This is a genomic window from Pseudomonas sp. PB106 (assembly GCF_009764645.1).
Taxonomy (GTDB): domain Bacteria; phylum Pseudomonadota; class Gammaproteobacteria; order Pseudomonadales; family Pseudomonadaceae; genus Aquipseudomonas.
Map to the genome: position 1 here is coordinate 14,577 of NZ_RWIM01000052.1, position 16,722 is coordinate 31,298.

At 60.3% G+C, this 16,722-nt stretch carries 9 protein-coding genes; 4 read left to right on the forward strand and 5 right to left on the reverse strand.

Annotation, left to right across the window (positions count from 1 at the left end; all coding sequences use genetic code 11):
• Window positions 1-68 precede the first annotated feature (68 nt).
• Complete coding sequence (locus tag EJA71_RS06770) at window positions 69-3,026, forward strand: autotransporter domain-containing protein (protein ID WP_158955385.1); 2,958 nt, start codon at window positions 69-71, stop codon at window positions 3,024-3,026.
• Between the two features lie 199 nt (window positions 3,027-3,225).
• Window positions 3,226-5,397, forward strand: coding sequence for an autotransporter domain-containing protein (locus EJA71_RS06775; protein WP_158955387.1), 2,172 nt, complete (start codon window positions 3,226-3,228; stop codon window positions 5,395-5,397).
• A 183-nt stretch (window positions 5,398-5,580) separates the two neighbouring features.
• Here EJA71_RS06775 and oadA read toward each other — a convergent pair whose 3' ends face one another.
• Both oadA and EJA71_RS06785 read right to left on the reverse strand, forming a co-directional pair.
• A complete protein-coding gene (gene oadA, locus EJA71_RS06780) occupies window positions 5,581-7,389 on the reverse strand; it encodes a sodium-extruding oxaloacetate decarboxylase subunit alpha (RefSeq protein WP_158955389.1) in 1,809 nt (602 codons plus the stop codon).
• Between the two features lie 11 nt (window positions 7,390-7,400).
• On the reverse strand, window positions 7,401-8,816 hold the full coding sequence (locus EJA71_RS06785) for an acetyl-CoA carboxylase biotin carboxylase subunit (RefSeq protein ID WP_025112637.1): 1,416 nt from the start codon (window positions 8,814-8,816) through the stop codon (window positions 7,401-7,403).
• Window positions 8,817-9,005: 189 nt separating this feature from the next.
• Between EJA71_RS06785 and EJA71_RS06790 the strand changes: the two genes are divergently transcribed.
• On the forward strand, window positions 9,006-9,968 hold the full coding sequence (locus EJA71_RS06790; protein ID WP_122592934.1) for a LysR family transcriptional regulator: 963 nt from the start codon (window positions 9,006-9,008) through the stop codon (window positions 9,966-9,968).
• Here EJA71_RS06790 and EJA71_RS06795 read toward each other — a convergent pair.
• The 3 genes from EJA71_RS06795 to EJA71_RS06805 all read right to left on the reverse strand — a co-directional run bounded on the left by EJA71_RS06795 (window position 9,910) and on the right by EJA71_RS06805 (window position 14,203).
• Window positions 9,910-10,113 carry a PA3496 family putative envelope integrity protein gene (locus tag EJA71_RS06795; RefSeq protein ID WP_080761978.1) on the reverse strand — a complete coding sequence of 68 codons (204 nt, stop codon included), beginning with the start codon at window positions 10,111-10,113 and terminating at the stop codon, window positions 9,910-9,912. The genes EJA71_RS06790 and EJA71_RS06795 overlap by 59 nt on opposite strands.
• A gap of 222 nt (window positions 10,114-10,335) precedes the next feature.
• Complete coding sequence (gene hexR, locus EJA71_RS06800; RefSeq protein ID WP_008078846.1) at window positions 10,336-11,202, reverse strand: transcriptional regulator HexR; 867 nt, start codon at window positions 11,200-11,202, stop codon at window positions 10,336-10,338.
• A gap of 127 nt (window positions 11,203-11,329) precedes the next feature.
• Window positions 11,330-14,203: a bifunctional diguanylate cyclase/phosphodiesterase gene (locus EJA71_RS06805; RefSeq protein WP_158955391.1), complete on the reverse strand. Its 2,874-nt coding sequence runs from the start codon at window positions 14,201-14,203 to the stop codon at window positions 11,330-11,332.
• Window positions 14,204-14,460: 257 nt separating this feature from the next.
• Between EJA71_RS06805 and uvrD the strand changes: the two genes are divergently transcribed.
• Window positions 14,461-16,644 (forward strand): DNA helicase II, encoded by a 2,184-nt coding sequence (gene uvrD, locus EJA71_RS06810; protein ID WP_158955393.1) that lies wholly within the window; start codon window positions 14,461-14,463, stop codon window positions 16,642-16,644.
• Window positions 16,645-16,722: the final 78 nt, after the last annotated feature.

Below are 16,722 nucleotides of genomic sequence, written 5' to 3' on the forward strand. Positions count from 1 at the left end.
CGACATCATTCTGTAAAAACCCCTCGCTATACAGGACGGCCCGCTTATAACAAAAAGGCCCTCCGCCCATGCCCTTCTCGCCCCAGCGTCTGTCCCTCACCATTGCTTTGCTGATCTCGGCGACCGCTGCCCACGGCAAAACCGTGCAGATCGACACCGCCACCACCACCTCGCAAACCCTTGGCGGCAGTGACACGTTGACGATTTCGGCGCCGGGCAGCATTACCAACAGCGGCAAGACAGTGAGCCTGAAAGACAGCACCACTGGCGCCGGTGTAGTGATCGATAACGCCGGGAAAATCATTTCCAGCGGTGGCCGGGCCATCGATAGCAGTGGCGACCTGACCCAGGCGCGCAATTACAAAATCTACAACCGCAGTGGCGGGCAGATTCTTGGCTCCAACGATGCGCTGCGCATCGACAGCAATTTCGTCAGCGGCAGTCTGCTGATCGATAACAGCGGCATCATTCGCTCGACCACCGGCCAAGGGCTGGATCTGGATGCCCTGCGCAGCGACGGGGTGAAAACCACGATCATCAACCGTACGGGCGGACTGATTCGCGGCGACGCCAGCGACGGTATGAAGACCGGAGCCAACGCGAGCATTAGTAACTACGGCGAGATCTCCACTGGCGACTCGCACAACGCCGACGAAAAATTCGACGGCATCGATATCGACTCGGCCACCGGCGTCAGCGTGACCAACTACGGGACGATCTCCGGCGGCCGCCACGGCATCACCACCGACCTCGGCGCGACACTGGTCAACTACGGGCAGATCACCGGACGCAACGGTTCGGGGTTCGGCTCTGATGGCGACGGCACGGTGATCAACCACGGCACCATCACCGGCGCCTATTCCGGCCTGCAAGCGAACGGTGACGGCGATGGCGTGGACATCGACAAAATCGCCCACATCGAAAACTACGGCACCATTCAAGGCGTCGGCGCCGGTGGCGTGGACAAGGGTGGTTTTGCCAACGGCAGTGAAGGCATCGCCCTCGGTGGTGGTTATATTCTCAACGCCAGTGGCGCCATGATTAGCGGGGCTGACAGCGCCATTCTGGTCGACGATGGCAGCGGCGGCTCGGGGCTGGCGGCGACCACGCTGGAGAACTTCGGCACCATTCAAGGCCTCAACGGTTTCGGCGTGAAGCTGGTCGGCGAGTTCGCCGACAACGTGATCAACGGCGGCACCATCAGCGGCAGCAACGGCTTGGCGCTGGACTTGGGCGGCGGCAACGACAGCCTGACCCTGCGCAATGGCAGCCGCTTCGTCGGCATGGTCGATGGCGGCAACGGTTACGACCGTGTGGTCATGGACGATGTGGCCGGCGGCAGCTTCGGCGCCAGTCGCAACTTCGAATGGCTGGAAGTCAAACAAGGCGCATGGACGCTGACCGGCAGCGGCGATTTCAGCGACGGCGGCGCGGTGCGCAACGGCGCGACACTGATCAACCAGGGCGGCATCGCCGGCAGCCTGACCGTCGACGCGGGCGGCGTGTATGCCGGTGGCGGTTCGGTGGGCAGCCTCAACGTCAACGGCACCTTGCGCACGGACACAGTCCTTGGCCGCGCGAGTATCGTTCACGACCTGAACATGAGCAGTGCGTCCACGCTGGCCTATGGCGTCAATGCCGATGGCAGCAGCGCGCCGCTGCAGGTCGGCGGCATCGCCAATCTGAACGGCGCGACCCTCGCGGTGAATCCCGGCGCCGGTACTTATCCGTGGCAGAGCCAATACACCGTGTTGCAGGCCGCGCAGGTCAACGGCACGTTCGGCACAGTCACCAGCGATTACGCGTTTCTCACCCCGACGCTTGCCTACACGCCGACCCAAGTCGATCTCACGTATACCCGCAACGACGTCGCCTTCAATCAATTCGCGGCGACCGGCAACGGCAGCAACGCCGCCAACAGCCTCGCCGCCATGGGCAAGAACAACGCGCTGTACAACGCGTTGCTCAACACCACGCAAAGTAGCGCCGGCGCGGCCATCGAACAACTGGCCGGCGCCAGCAACGCCAACCTGACCAGCGCCACCCTCGGCGCCAGCAGCCAGGTCGGCAGCAGCATGCTCTCGGCCATGCAGCAAATGGGCGGCAGCCCGGGCCTGATGGTCGGCCTCGATCAACGCGAGACGCCGGTGCTGGCAGCCAATGGCGTGCCTTCGGAAGCGCGCAACCTGAACGACCCGAATGCGCGCGGTCGCCTCTGGCTACAAGGCATCGGTGGCTACGGCAAGTTGGACGGCGAACACGGCAGCAGCGGTCTTGAACAACGCACCAAAGGCAGTGTGCTCGGCGCTGACTGGTCGCTGAATTCGGCATGGCGTCTGGGCGTGCTCGGTGGCTACTCGAAAACCGATCTAGACGCGACCGGTGTCGATGGCAACGTCGAAAGCTGGCACGCTGGCGTCTACGCACTGCGTCAAAAAGGCCCGATCTCTTTACGCCTCGGCGCGGCGTACAGCGGCCATCAAGGTGAAAGCAAACGCTCCATCGCCTTCAATGGTTTCAGCGACCGCCCCAAAGGCGACTACGACGCCGACAGTCAGCAAGCCTTCGCCGAACTCGGTTACGCCATGGGCAGCGGCCGCCTCAGCGCCGAGCCGTTTGCCAGCCTCGGTTACCAGCGCTACCACCGCGACAGCTATAAGGAAAAGGGAGACGCCGCCGCCCTGCAAGTCGACAGCCAGACTCAGGACAATTTCAGCAGCACCTTCGGCCTGCGCCTCGCTCACCTGAGCAGCCTTGATAACGGCATGAGCGTGACCCCGCGCATGGCCGCCGGCTGGAAACACACCTATGGCGATGTCAGCAGCTCGACGCGACAGGCGTTTGTGGTCGGTGGCACGGCGTTCAGTGTCGATGGCAGCTCGCTGGATCGGGACAGTCTGGTGCTGGAGGCTGGACTGGATATCGGCATTTCCGCGCGGCATACGGTGGGGGTCGGTTACAGCGGCGAGATCGGCAGCAACAGCCGCAACCACGGATTGATCGGGCAGTGGCAGATGAGTTTTTAAGGGTTGAACAGCTGACGGCTTCCTGTTTGGTTGTAGGAAAAGGAAGCCACGAGCGCGAGTAAAAACACCGCTTCGCGATACCAGCGTTTTTTTCTACAAAACGATCCGATGTCGCCTGCAAGAGTGCGGGAAGCAGCCGACATCGGATTTTTGGGTGCATCAATAGAGTTGGGTCTCCTTTCAGAAAAGGCCTAACCTCATGCCCCGTCAACACACTTTCAAACCAAAACACCTGGCTTTGGCAATTTCGCTGGCGCTGGCTTGTGCAGAGCTTGCCAACGCTCAGCAATCCTCTGAAGTCGCTGTTTCAACCGCAGTAGTGAATGCCACTGAATTGCCCGAAACCAGCGCTAAAGAAATGGCGCTTGAACGACTCAAGGGATTTCTCACCGACCCAAGTACAGTACCCATCGCTTTTAAAACCCCTGAAGAAACGTTTAAAGGTACCGCGGTAAACGATTTGATCACGCTCATGGACGGCGCAAGCTTTACCGGCCTGCTGGATGGTGGCGGGGGAGATAACGTCCTGTTCCTGGATGCAGCGGCAGGCGGCGAGCTGAAAGACACGCGTAATTTCAACGGGCTGTTCGTCAGCCGGGGCGAATGGACGCTGAGTTCGAAGGCAGACTTCCAGGAAGGCGTGCTGGTGAACAGTGGTAGCGCTTTGACCAACCAGGGGAGCATCAAGGGCGACGTTTATGTCGAAAGAGGTGGCAGCTTCGCAGGTAAAGGCGCTGTGGGGAGCCTGGAGGTGGCCGGCCTGCTCACCGTCAACGGAGTACTAGGCAGCCCGCGCGTGAAAGGCGACTTACGCTTGTCCCCAACCGCCGAACTGGCTTATGAGGTCACGGCCAGTGGCAGTCAAACGATCAAGGTCGATGGCACTGCCAGGCTGGAAGGTGCAACCCTGAACGTCGTTGCCGTTCAAGGGGAGTATCCGCAAAGTCGCCAGTACAAAATCATTGAAGCCGGCAAGGTAGAAGGCGAATTCGGCAAGGTCCTTAACAACCTCGCCTTTATGACCGCCACACCTCAATACAACAAAAAATCCGTCGGGCTGACTTACGCCCGTAACGGTGAGCCGCTGGCGAGCGCTGCCACGACAGACAACGGTCGTTCAGTTGCCGACAGCATTGTCGAACCACAAACGCCTGCGCCATTCGCAACGCCAACACCAACGCCATTGGCGGAATCCGCACCAGTTCCAGTTCCGCCATCGGCGCCGACTCTCGTTGCAGAGTCCGTCCCATCGCCAATGCAGGACGAACCTATTACTGCGCAAGTTAACGAGACCGCCGAACAGCCCGCCCCTGCGCCACTAAAACCCACAAACGCAGCAGTCGCCGCACTACTGGCCAGCGACAAAACCACCGCCCCCATCGCCATCGAACAACTCGCCGCCGGCAGCAACGCCAACCTCGCCAAAGCCACGTTGAGCAGCGTCACACCGGTAAGCGCGAGCATGTTGTCGGCCATGCGCCAACTGGACAGTCGTTCGGGTGCAGGCCATGACGCTGGCAACTCACCTCGCCGAGCCGCTGGCGGTGCAGATTCCGGACGAGTATGGGTTCAGGGACTTGGCCATGGCGGCAAGGTCGACCGCGACTTCGACAGCACACTGAAGCACGCCACCCAAGGCCTGGTCATGGGCGCCGACTGGCGTTTGAATGAGCAATGGCATGTCGGCTTGGTGGGCGGTAAATCCCAGACCAGCCTCGACGCCCGTCAATACGACGGCGATCTGGACAGCTGGCACCTCGGCGCGTACGCCGTGCGTCAGGACGGGCCGCTGGCACTGCGCCTTGGCGCCACCTACGCCAGTCACGACGGCAGCAGCAAACGTCGCGTCGCCTTCAACAGCTTCAGTGATCGCCTCAAAGGTAACTACAACGCCAATACCCAACAGGCCTTCGCCGAACTGGGTTTCAACCTCGGCCGCAACAACGTCACGCTCGAACCGTTCGCCAGCCTTGGCTATCAACGTTATCAGCGCGACAGCTACACGGAGAAAGGCGGCGATGCGGCGCTGAAAGTCTTCGGGCAAACCCGTGACAACCTCAGCACCACGCTGGGCTTTCGCGCAGCGAAAACCGGCCACTTGAACAACGGCATGAGCCTGACACCGCGATTCAGCGCCGGCTGGAAACACCTTTACGGCGAACTCGATGGCGACACCAGCCAGCAACTGGTCAAGGGTGGAAAGCGCTTTGCGGTGACGGGTGCGGAACTGGATCGCAACAGTCTGGCCGTGGATGCGGGTCTGGATCTGGGTCTGTCGGCCAACCACACGCTTGGTGTAGGCCTTACTGGCGAATTCGGCACCGAGAGCCGCACGCACGGCGTGATGGGCCAATGGCGCATGGCGTTCTAACTGACACAACGCTCACTGTAGGAACTGCCGAAGGCTACGACCTTTTGATGTTGTTTTGGGTTAATAAAAACAAAGATCAAGCGATCGCAGCCTGCGGCAGCTCCTACAAAGTAAAAACCCAGGCAAAAAAAAGGGGAGCACATGCCCCCCCGAGGTTTAAAGCGTTGGATCGCAGCCGTTATCTCAGCCTTCGATCTCGATCAGAATTTCGCCCGGATTGACGCGATCACCCTTGGCTACATGAATCGCCGTGACCTTGCCGGCAATCGCTGCCTGGACTTCGGTTTCCATCTTCATCGCTTCGGTGATCAACACAGCCTGGCCAGCCTTGACGGTATCGCCTTCCTTGACCAGCACATCGACGATGTTGCCCGGCATGGTGGTGCTGACGTGGCCCGGTGCCGACGCTTGCTTGCGCTTGCTGCTACCACCGCTGACGAACTCGTTGAGCGGCTCGAACACCACTTCTTCCGGCATGCCGTCGATGGACAGGTAGAAGTGACGCTTGCCTTCAGCCTTGACGCCGACACCGGTGATGTCGACGCGGTAGGTTTCGCCGTGGACGTCGATGACGAACTCGGTCGGCACGCCTTCGCCACCCGCCGACGCAACGCTGCCAGCCTCTGGAATCGGCAGCAGCACTTCCGGCGTCAGAGTGCCGGCGGCACGCTCTTCGAGGAACTTGCGGCCGATGTCCGGGAACATGGCGAACGTCAGCACGTCTTCTTCCGACTTGGCCAGTGCGCCGATGTCCGCGCGCAGCTTGGTCATTTCCGGCTTGAGCAGATCGGCCGGACGCACGTCGATGACTTCTTCACTGCCGATGGCCTGACGACGCAGTTTTTCATTCACCACGCCCGGCGCCTTGCCGTAGCCGCCCTGCAGGTACAGCTTCACTTCGTTAGTGATGGTCTTGTAGCGCTCGCCGGCCAGCACGTTGAAGAACGCTTGGGTGCCGACGATCTGTGAAGTCGGGGTCACCAGTGGCGGGAAGCCGAGGTCTTCACGCACACGCGGGATTTCCGCGAGCACTTCGGCCATGCGGTTCAGTGCGCCCTGCTCTTTCAATTGGTTGGCAAGGTTGGAGATCATCCCGCCCGGCACTTGGTTGACTTGTACACGGGTGTCGACGGCGGTGAATTCGCTTTCGAACTGGTGGTACTTCTTGCGCACGGCGTAGAAGTACAGGCCGATCTCTTGCAGCAGCTCGAGGTTCAGACCGGTGTCGAACTCGGTGCCTTTGAGTGCAGCAACCATCGACTCGGTGCCCGGGTGGCTGGTGCCTGAGGCGAAGCTGGAGATCGCGGTGTCGATGTGCTCGGCGCCGTTTTCGATTGCCTTGAGCTGGCACATGGTCGCCAGACCGGCAGTATCGTGGGAGTGGATGAAAACCGGCAGCGACTGCTCGGCTTTCAATGCGCGAACCAGTTCGCCGGTAGCGTACGGGGTCAGCAGACCGGCCATGTCCTTGATCGCCACCGAGTCGCAACCCATGGCTTCCATTTGTTTGGCCTGGGAGACGAACGCGTCGATCGTGTGCACCGGGCTGGTGGTGTAAGCGATGGTGCCTTGGGCATGTTTGCCGGCCGCTTTCACCGCTTCGATGGCCACGCGCAGGTTACGCACGTCGTTCATGGCGTCGAAGATGCGGAACACGTCGATGCCATTCACCGCAGCTTTGGCGACGAAGGCTTTGACAACGTCGTCGCTGTAGTGGCGGTAGCCCAGCAGGTTCTGGCCGCGCAGGAGCATTTGCAGACGCGTGTTAGGCAGCGCCGCGCGCAGTTGGCGCAGACGCTCCCACGGGTCTTCTTTCAGAAAGCGTACGCAGGCGTCGAACGTCGCGCCGCCCCAGCACTCCAGCGACCAGTAGCCGACTTTGTCGAGCTTGTCGCAGATCGGCAGCATGTCTTCGGTGCGCATGCGGGTGGCGAGCAGCGATTGGTGAGCGTCGCGCAGGATGGTATCGGTGACAAAGATCTTCTTGGACATTGTTGTATTCCTCACAGGCCTGCGTGGGCGGCGATGGCGGCGGCGATGGCCAGGGCCAGCTCTTCGGGTTTGCGCTTGATCGAGTAGTTGGTCAGTTCCGGGTGGCTTTCAACGAAGCTGGTATTGAACTGACCGCTACGGAATTCCGGGTTGCGCAGGATTTCCTGGTAGTACGCGGCGGTGGTTTTCACGCCTTGCAGACGCATGTCGTCCAGCGCCCGCAGGCCGCGATCCATCGCCTCTTCCCAGGTCAGCGCCCAGACCACCAGTTTCAGGCACATCGAGTCGTAGAACGGCGGAATGGTGTAGCCGGTGTAGATCGCTGTGTCGGTGCGCACGCCTGGGCCGCCGGGGGCGTAGTAACGGGTGATCTTGCCGAAGCTCGGCAGGAAGTTGTTTTTCGGGTCTTCGGCGTTGATGCGGAACTGCAACGCGAACCCACGGTGCTGAATGTCTTCCTGCTTCACCGACAGCGGCAGGCCGGAGGCGATGCGAATCTGCTCGCGGACGATGTCGATCCCGGTGATTTCTTCGGTGATGGTGTGCTCCACCTGCACCCGGGTGTTCATCTCCATGAAGTACACCTCGCCCTCGGCGAGCAGGAACTCCACGGTGCCGGCGTTCTCGTAACCCACCGCCTTGGCCGCACGCACCGACAGGTCGCCGATGTAGGCACGCTGTTCCGGGGTCAGTTGCGGGCTCGGGGCGATTTCGATGAGCTTCTGGTTGCGGCGCTGGATCGAGCAGTCACGCTCGAACAGGTGCACGACGTTGCCGAAGCTGTCGCCGAGAATCTGCGCTTCGATGTGCTTGGGGTTAACGATGCATTTTTCCAGGAACACTTCGGCAGAACCGAACGCCTTGGTCGCTTCGGAAATCACCCGAGGGAAATTCTGTTCGAGTTCTTCGCGGCTGTTGCAGCGACGGATGCCGCGCCCGCCACCACCAGAGGTGGCTTTGAGCATGACCGGGTAACCAATGCGGTCGCCCTCGGCCAAGGCTTCTTCGATGTCGGCAACGTTGCCTTCGGTGCCCGGGGTAACCGGCACACCGGCCTTGATCATGCTGCGCCGCGCTTCGGTCTTGTCGCCCATGCGGCGAATGACTTCTGCCGACGGGCCGATGAACTTGATCCCGCGTTCAGCGCAGATGTCTGCCAGTTCGGCGTTTTCCGAGAGAAAACCGTAGCCGGGATGCAATGCATCACAGCCGGTTTCAACCGCCAGATTCACCAGCTTGCGCGGGTTCAGGTAACCGGCCAATGGCTCGGCACCAATGCTGTGGGCCTCGTCCGCACGCTTCACATGCAACGCATGACGGTCGGCGTCGGAAAAAATCGCAACCGAGCGAATGCCCATTTCGGCGCAGGCTCGCACGATTCGTACGGCAATCTCACCACGGTTGGCGATCAGGATCTTTGTTATCACTTGGAGGTTCCCTTGAGCCGGTGGCACCACGACCTGCTAGACCCAGGTCGACGCGTGACCAAATGTTTCAATTTAGTCGCAGGTCCACACTAGCGCTCATGAGGGATTAACAAAAATGAATAAAAATTGGGTCAGCCATAAGTAAAGACTTATAGTTAAACGACAAGCCCGCCGTCAGAGCCTATAAAAATGCGTAAGTCCTTGATGCGTATGACATTGCGTCAATTGCAAATCTTCAACGAAGTGTGTGATTTACGCTCTTACAGCCGTGCAGCCGAAGAAATGTCGCTGACACAACCGGCCGTCAGCCTACAAATTCGTCAGCTTGAGGAGCTGATTGGGCAGCCATTATTCGATTATGTCGGTAAAAAACTCTACATGACCGAAGCCGCTGAAGCACTTCAGCGTGCCAGCCGGGACATCTTCGGGCGCCTGGAAAACCTCGATATGCAGCTCTCGGATATGCAAGGTTCGCTGCAGGGTCAGCTGAAACTGGCGGTGGAATCCAGCGCCAAATATTTCGTCCCGCACCTGTTCGCCGCGTTTAAACGTCAGCATCCGGAAGTGAATCTGCAACTGACCGTGGTCAACCGCGGCCAGGTCATTCGCAGGCTGTCGGATAACCGCGATGATCTGGTGATCATGTCGATGGTGCCGCAGGACATGGGCCTGGAATTCCTGCCGTTCCTCAACAATCCGATTGTTGCCGTGGCACGCCCCGATCATCCACTGGCGCACATGGGCCCCCTGCGTTTGCAGGATCTTGAGCCCTACACGCTGCTGATCCGCGAGCCCGGCTCGGGTACGCGACTGGCTTGCGAAGAGTATTTCAAAGAGAAACGTGTGCACTTCACCCAGACCCAGGAAGTGGCCTCGGCTGAAGCGCAGCGCGAATGCGTGCAGGCGGGCCTGGGCCTGGCGCTGTTGACGCGCCACGCCCTGAACCTCGAGCTGGCGACCGGCGGGCTCGTCGAGTTGCCGGTCGAGGAGTTGCCGCTGTTCCGTAGCTGGTGCCTGGTGCAAGCCAAAGCCAAACGCCTGTCACCAGTGGCCCACGCCTTCCTGGCGTTTATCCGCAGCGAGCGCGTGCAGATCAGCGCGCTGGTTGAGCGTTTCGACGGGAAGCTGCGGGTGCTGCCTGCCAGTGAGTGATGTCTGGAAAATCGCCGATCTCGGCTTGAAGCTGGCGAAGTTCGAAGCGATCTTCGATAGCGCGGCGAAACTCCATACGGCGCTGGTCTTCTTGCTGACGGCGGGTTTTCGCTGCGCTGTTGCGTTCTTCGTAGGGCTGAGCCATTTCGAGTCTCCCAAGGCGATGACGGGAGTTTCATGATAGGCGTGGGGGATGACGGTTTGGCTGCGCGAGGATGACAGTGTGATGAAACTTGCGGTGTTTGTGAGGACGCCATCGCGGGCAAGCCCGCTCCCACAGGGTTTTCTGTCGAACACAGAATTTGCGAACACTACCTACTACTGTGGGAGCGGGCTTGCCCGCGATTAAGGTCGGAACGACCTTGCTTCAATCATCCAGCGCTTTGGCAGCTTTTGGCGACAGGCGCAAGCTACGCAGACTGCGCTTCACGCTCTTGAGGTGATTGACCAGGCTCGGCCCACGCGCCATGGCCACGCCCATCGCCAGCACGTCGATCACCACCAGATGCGCGATACGCGAAGTCAGCGGTGTATAGATTTCGGTGTCTTCATGCACATCGATCGCCAGATTCACGGTCGACAATTCAGCCAACGGCGTCTGGCTCGGGCACAAGGTAATCAGCGAAGCGCCGCTCTCACGAACAAGGTTGGCGGTGATCAGCAAATCCTTGGAACGCCCGGATTGCGAAATACAGATTGCCACATCGGTCGGTTTCAACGTCACCGCCGACATCGCCTGCATGTGCGGATCGGAATACGCCGCTGCAGTCAGCAGCAAACGGAAGAATTTGTGTTGGGCATCAGCCGCGACCGCACCCGAGGCACCGAAGCCATAGAACTCGACCCGTTGTGCCTGCGACATCAGCGTCACCGCGCGCTGCAACTCAATGGGATCGAGCTTCTCGCGAACTTCCATCAGGGTGTGCAACGTGGTGTCGAAAATCTTCAGGCTGTAGTCGGCGACCGAGTCGTCTTCGTGAATCGCGAACTGGCCGAAGCTGGCACCGGCGGCCAGGCTTTGCGCCAGTTTGAGTTTCAGATCCTGGAAACCGGAGCATCCGATGGCGCGACAGAAGCGCACGATGGTCGGCTCACTGATACCGACGCTGTGGGCCAGGTCGGCCATGGAACTGTGCATCACGGCCGCAGGGTCAAGCAGCACGTGGTCGGCGACCTTGAGCTCCGACTTGCGTAACAGGTGACGTGACTGGGCGATGTGTTGCAGCAGATTCAAGGGGCTGGACTCTTCTTATGGGCAAGGATGTAGCACGCTTGTAGTTATACTACATGAATTGGCTTTTTGCCTGCTCAATGCGTAACTCCATGTCCCCATATCAGGCGCGATGAGCTGCATGTAGCCCTTAAAACGGTTTTTCCTGTTCGCGCAATAGCCCGGCCAGCACGGCAGCCTCTACCGGACGGCTGATCAGATAGCCTTGCACTTCATCGCAACGCTCGACGCGTAAAAATTCCAGCTGATCCTCACGCTCGACACCTTCCGCCACCACCTTCAGCGACAAGCCGTGAGCCATGGCGATGATCGCACGGGTAATTGCTGCATCCTCGCTACCCTCGCCCAAACCACGAATGAATGCCTGATCGATCTTCACGTAATCCACCGGAATACGCTTGAGGTAACTCAGCGACGAATAGCCGGTGCCGAAATCGTCGATGGCCAGTTTCACCCCCAGATCACGCAGCTGCTGGAAGGTCGCGATGATGTGTTCGACGCTGTCGAGCAACTGGCTTTCGGTCAGTTCCAGCTCGAGGTAGTGCGGCGCCAGTCCGGTTTCCTCCAGCACCTGGCGCACCAGACTGACCAACTTGCCCTGACGCAATTGATGCACCGACAGGTTCACCGAAACGCGGATCGGCTCCAGCCCCTGACGCTGCCATTCGCACGCTTGCCAACACGCCTGACGCAGGACGAATTCGCCGATCGGGCCGATCAAACCGGTCTCCTCGGCGAGCCCGATAAAGTCGCCCGGCGGCACCCGGCCCATGGTCGGATGATCCCAGCGCACCAGTGCTTCCGCCGCATTCAAACGCCCCGATTCCAGGCACAGCTTGGGCTGATAGAAGACCTTCAGCTGTTTTTCCTCGATGGCTTTGCGCAGCTGATTTTCCAGCTGCAAGCGCTCAAGGGTGCTGGCCTGCAGACTCTCGGTGTAGAACTGGAAGTTGTTACCGCCGAGGTGCTTGGCATGTTGCATGGCCATGTTCGATTGACTGACCAGCGCGGAAATTTCCCGCGCGTTATCCGGCAGCATGCTGATGCCCATCGAAGCACTGACCACCAATTCATGCCCTTCCACGGTCAGCGGCAAGCGCAGTTTGCTCGACAGCCGCGTGGCAACACGGGCCAGGCTCGACAAGTTGCCATAGGCATCGAACAGCACCGCAAACTCATCGCCGGACAACCGCGCAATGGTGTCGGCTTCCGGTAAGGCGTTAACCAGCCGGCGCGCCATTTTCTGCAGCAATTGATCCGCGACTTCATGCCCGAGGCTGTCATTGAGCAATTTGAACCGATCGAGATTGATGTGCAGCAGCGCCAGACTGCGTCGCCCGCCCTGCCGCACCCGTTGATGCGCTTCGTGCAGACGCTCGCGGAACAGCGAGCGGTTGGCCAGCCCGGTGAGCTCGTCGTAATGCGTCAGATAACGCATGCGCTCTTCGGATTCGCGCCGCGCCGAGAGATCAGCGAAGAAGCCGACGATATGGCTGACATTTCCCCGAGCATCGCGCACCGCATTCAATTGCAGCCACTGCGGATACAGCTCGCCATTCTTGCGCGTCTCTACCAGTTCGCCCTGCCAACTGCCATGCTGCTCCAGCGCGTTTCGAATCGCCACGTAATGACGGCGGACATCGCGACTGCACGGCAGTTCAACGACGTTGCGCCCGAGCATGTCGTCAATGTCGTAACCGGTGACACGGCTGAACGCCTGATTGATCGCGATCAGCGCATAGTTCGGGTCGAGAATCACAATGCCTTCGCTGGCCGCTTCAAACACCGTCGCGGCCAGACGCTGCTGTTCTTCGAGGCTTTTGCTGGCGCTGATGTCGCGGCGGGTGCCGACCATGCGGATCACTCGGCCGCTGTCGCTGCGCTCTACGGCGCGGCCACGGTCTTCGATCCAGACCCAATGGCCGTCGCCGTGACGCACGCGGTATTCGATCTGATAATCCTCGGTGCGCCCCTTCAAATGCTCGATCAAGGCGTTCTTGAGCGACGGCACATCATCGGGATGCAGACGTGGTTTCAGGTCACGCAGGATTGCCGTGACGTATTCCGGAGCAAGACCGAACAGTTCCTGAATCTGCGTGTGGTGGACTTCGTCGGTTTGCAGGTTCCAGTCCCACAACCCCAACTCACTGGCCTTCAATGCCAGCGCCAGCCGCGCTTCGCTTTTGCTCAGGGCCTGATTGGCGGCGTCCAGTTCTCGGCTGCGCTGGGCGACACGGTCTTCGAGTTCGACCTGAGCCTGACGCAATTTGCCCTCGGCACAGCGCCGGTGTTCGATTTCCTTGGCCAGATCCTGATTGAGCTGCTCGCTGCGTGACTGGGTCTGCCGCAAGTGTTCGATCAGGTGCTGATTCTGGAAACGTCGCAGCAAGCCGCGATCGATCAGCCGATTGACCTGCCACGCGACCACGCTCAGCGAGCCGAGCAGGATCAAGCCGAGCCAGCCCCAACCGCGCGCCTGCTCGTCACCGCCCCAGAACAGATAGCCGATCGCCGGCAACAGACACGGCAAAGTAAACGACACAAACGCCGGCAGGCTCACCGCGTAGGCGACGCTGGCCGACAGGGTCGCGGCGCCGATCAGGCCGAACACCCAGGCTTGCTGCATGAAATTATCGGCGGGCACTAGCGCAATGCCGGCGCCGGCCAGGGTCAGGCCGGTCATGGTCGAGCCGAGCAAAAACATGCGGAACCAGATGGGGTGGGCCTGGCGATCTGGGATGGCGGAGTCGAACGCCGCCACCTGAATCACCCGTAACGCCACCAGCGACAGTAGCCACACCAGCCAGATGCTGACCACGAAGTACCGCTGCGGGCTCCAGAGCAGACCGGCGCAGACCAGACCATTGATCAACATGAACAGGGTGGGCAGTAAAGAACCCTGATACAGCAGGCGCGTGCGCTCGACCGCCATTTCGGTGGTGTAGTGCTTGCGGATAACCCGGGGTTCCACAGAGGGGCCCGACAGTTCGGCGCTGAGGGTCATGGGCAACGTTCTTGTTCTTATAAGGAGGGCGTGCGCCCGAAACGTGGACGGAGCATACACAAGCCGATCCCGTTGCCAAACTGCTCCTGATCATAATTTCAGCGAAACTTTTCCGCCCTTTGCCACCCGCGAAACCCTTGGAGCGCGGCGGGCCGATGCCTGTAGCCAGTGACCGACCAGTCGTCATCGGCAGCACTTTCATCGGCTAATGCAAAGCTCGGTTTGCCCGGGCCTGCGGCGCACCCTAGAATGCCCCGATGCGCGATGATCTCTCCCTTCTGCTGAACTCCCTCAACGATGCCCAACGCCAGGCCGTAGCAGCCCCCGTTGGCCGTCAGTTGGTCCTGGCCGGTGCTGGCTCCGGTAAAACCCGAGTGCTGGTGCACCGTATCGCCTGGTTGATCCAGGTCGAAAACGCCTCGCCCCACTCCATTCTGTCGGTGACCTTCACCAACAAGGCCGCTGCCGAGATGCGACATCGCATCGAGCAGTTGCTGGGTATCAACCCGGCCGGCATGTGGGTCGGTACCTTCCACGGCCTCGCGCACCGCTTGCTGCGGGCGCACTGGCAGGAAGCGGGCCTGAGCCAGACCTTCCAGATTCTCGACAGCGACGACCAGCAACGGCTGGTCAAGCGGGTGATCCGCGAGCTGGGTCTCGATGAGCAGCGCTGGCCGGCGCGTCAGGCGCAGTGGTTTATCAACGGGCAGAAGGACGAAGGTCTGCGTCCGCAACACATTCAGGCCAGCGGCGATCTGTATCTGGCAACCATGCGCGGCATCTACGAAGCCTACGAGGCGGCGTGTCTGCGAGCCGGCGTGATCGACTTCTCCGAACTGCTGCTGCGCGCCCTCGACTTGTGGCGTGACCATCCGGGCCTGCTGGCGCATTATCAAAAGCGCTTCCGCCATATTCTGGTGGACGAGTTCCAGGACACCAACGCCGTGCAGTACGCCTGGTTGCGCCTGCTCGGCAAGGGCGGCGACAGCCTGATGGTGGTCGGCGACGACGACCAGTCGATTTACGGCTGGCGCGGCGCGAAGATCGAGAACATTCATCAGTACTCCTCCGACTTCGCGGACTCGGTGACCATTCGTCTCGAGCAGAACTACCGCTCCACCGCCGGCATCCTCAAGGCTGCCAACGCCCTGATCGCCAACAACACCGGGCGCCTCGGCAAAGAGCTGTGGACCGATGGCGGCGATGGCGAAGCGATCAATCTGTACGCCGCGTTCAACGAACACGACGAAGCACGCTACGTTGTCGAAACAATCGAAAGTGCGCTGAAAACCGGCTTGGCACGCAGCGATATCGCGATTTTGTATCGCTCCAACGCCCAATCGCGGGTTCTGGAAGAAGCCTTGCTACGCGAGCGCATTCCGTACCGCATCTATGGTGGCCAGCGCTTCTTCGAACGTGCGGAAATCAAGAACGCCATGGCCTACCTGCGTTTGCTTGAAGGTCGCGGCAACGATGCAGCACTGGAGCGGGTGATCAACGTGCCAGCCCGTGGGATCGGTGAGAAAACCGTCGAGGCGATCCGCGAGCACGCACGCCACAGCGATGTGTCGATGTGGGAAGCGATGCGCCAACTGGTCGCCAACAAAGGCCTGACCGGTCGCGCTGCCGGTGCGCTGGGTGCGTTCATCGAGTTGATCGAGAACCTCGCCGCCAAGTGCATGGAAATGCCGCTGCACCTGATGACGCAAACCGTCATCGAGCAATCCGGCCTCATTGCTTATCACGAAGCGGAAAAAGGCGAGAAAGGCCAGGCTCGGGTAGAAAACCTTGAGGAACTGGTCAGCGCCGCACGCAACTTCGAGAACACCGAGGAAGACGAAGAACTGACGCCACTGGCGGCATTTCTCGGCCACGCCTCACTGGAGGCCGGCGACACCCAGGCCGACGAGCACGAAGACAGCATTCAGCTGATGACCCTGCACAGCGCCAAAGGCCTGGAATTCCCTTACGTGTTCCTTGTGGGCATGGAAGAAGGCCTGTTCCCGCACAAGATGAGCCTGGAAGAACCGGGGCGTCTTGAGGAAGAGCGGCGCCTGGCCTATGTGGGCATCACCCGGGCGATGCAGAATCTGGTCATGACCTATGCGGAAACCCGACGCCTGTACGGCAGCGAAACCTACAACAAGGTCTCGCGTTTCGTACGGGAAGTGCCGAAAGGTCTGATTCAGGAAGTGCGTTTGTCGAACAGCGTCAGCCGACCGTTTGGCGGCAACCAGTCGATGAGCGGCAGCAATCTGTTCAGCGGCAGCGAAATTCCGGAAACGGGTTTCAGCCTCGGTCAGGCAGTACGCCACTCGATATTTGGTGAGGGCGTGATCCTCAACTTCGAAGGCGCCGGCGCACAGGCACGGGTGCAGGTGAACTTCAGCGAAGGCAGCAAGTGGCTGATGCTGGGTTACGCCAAGCTGGAAGCTATTTAACGCCTCTCTTGCTTTTCTGTAGGAGTGAGCCTGCTCGCGATATCGGTCCGTCATTCAATGAGTTTATTGACTGACACT

Coding starts and splice junctions, on each gene's coding strand:
- oadA (WP_158955389.1), bottom strand. CDS start 7,389: ATGTCCAAGAAGATCTTTGTCACCGATACCATCCTGCGCGACGCTCAC.
- EJA71_RS06790 (WP_122592934.1), top strand. CDS start 9,006: ATGCGTAAGTCCTTGATGCGTATGACATTGCGTCAATTGCAAATCTTC.
- EJA71_RS06775 (WP_158955387.1), top strand. CDS start 3,226: ATGCCCCGTCAACACACTTTCAAACCAAAACACCTGGCTTTGGCAATT.
- uvrD (WP_158955393.1), top strand. CDS start 14,461: ATGCGCGATGATCTCTCCCTTCTGCTGAACTCCCTCAACGATGCCCAA.
- EJA71_RS06795 (WP_080761978.1), bottom strand. CDS start 10,113: ATGGCTCAGCCCTACGAAGAACGCAACAGCGCAGCGAAAACCCGCCGT.
- EJA71_RS06770 (WP_158955385.1), top strand. CDS start 69: ATGCCCTTCTCGCCCCAGCGTCTGTCCCTCACCATTGCTTTGCTGATC.
- EJA71_RS06805 (WP_158955391.1), bottom strand. CDS start 14,203: ATGACCCTCAGCGCCGAACTGTCGGGCCCCTCTGTGGAACCCCGGGTT.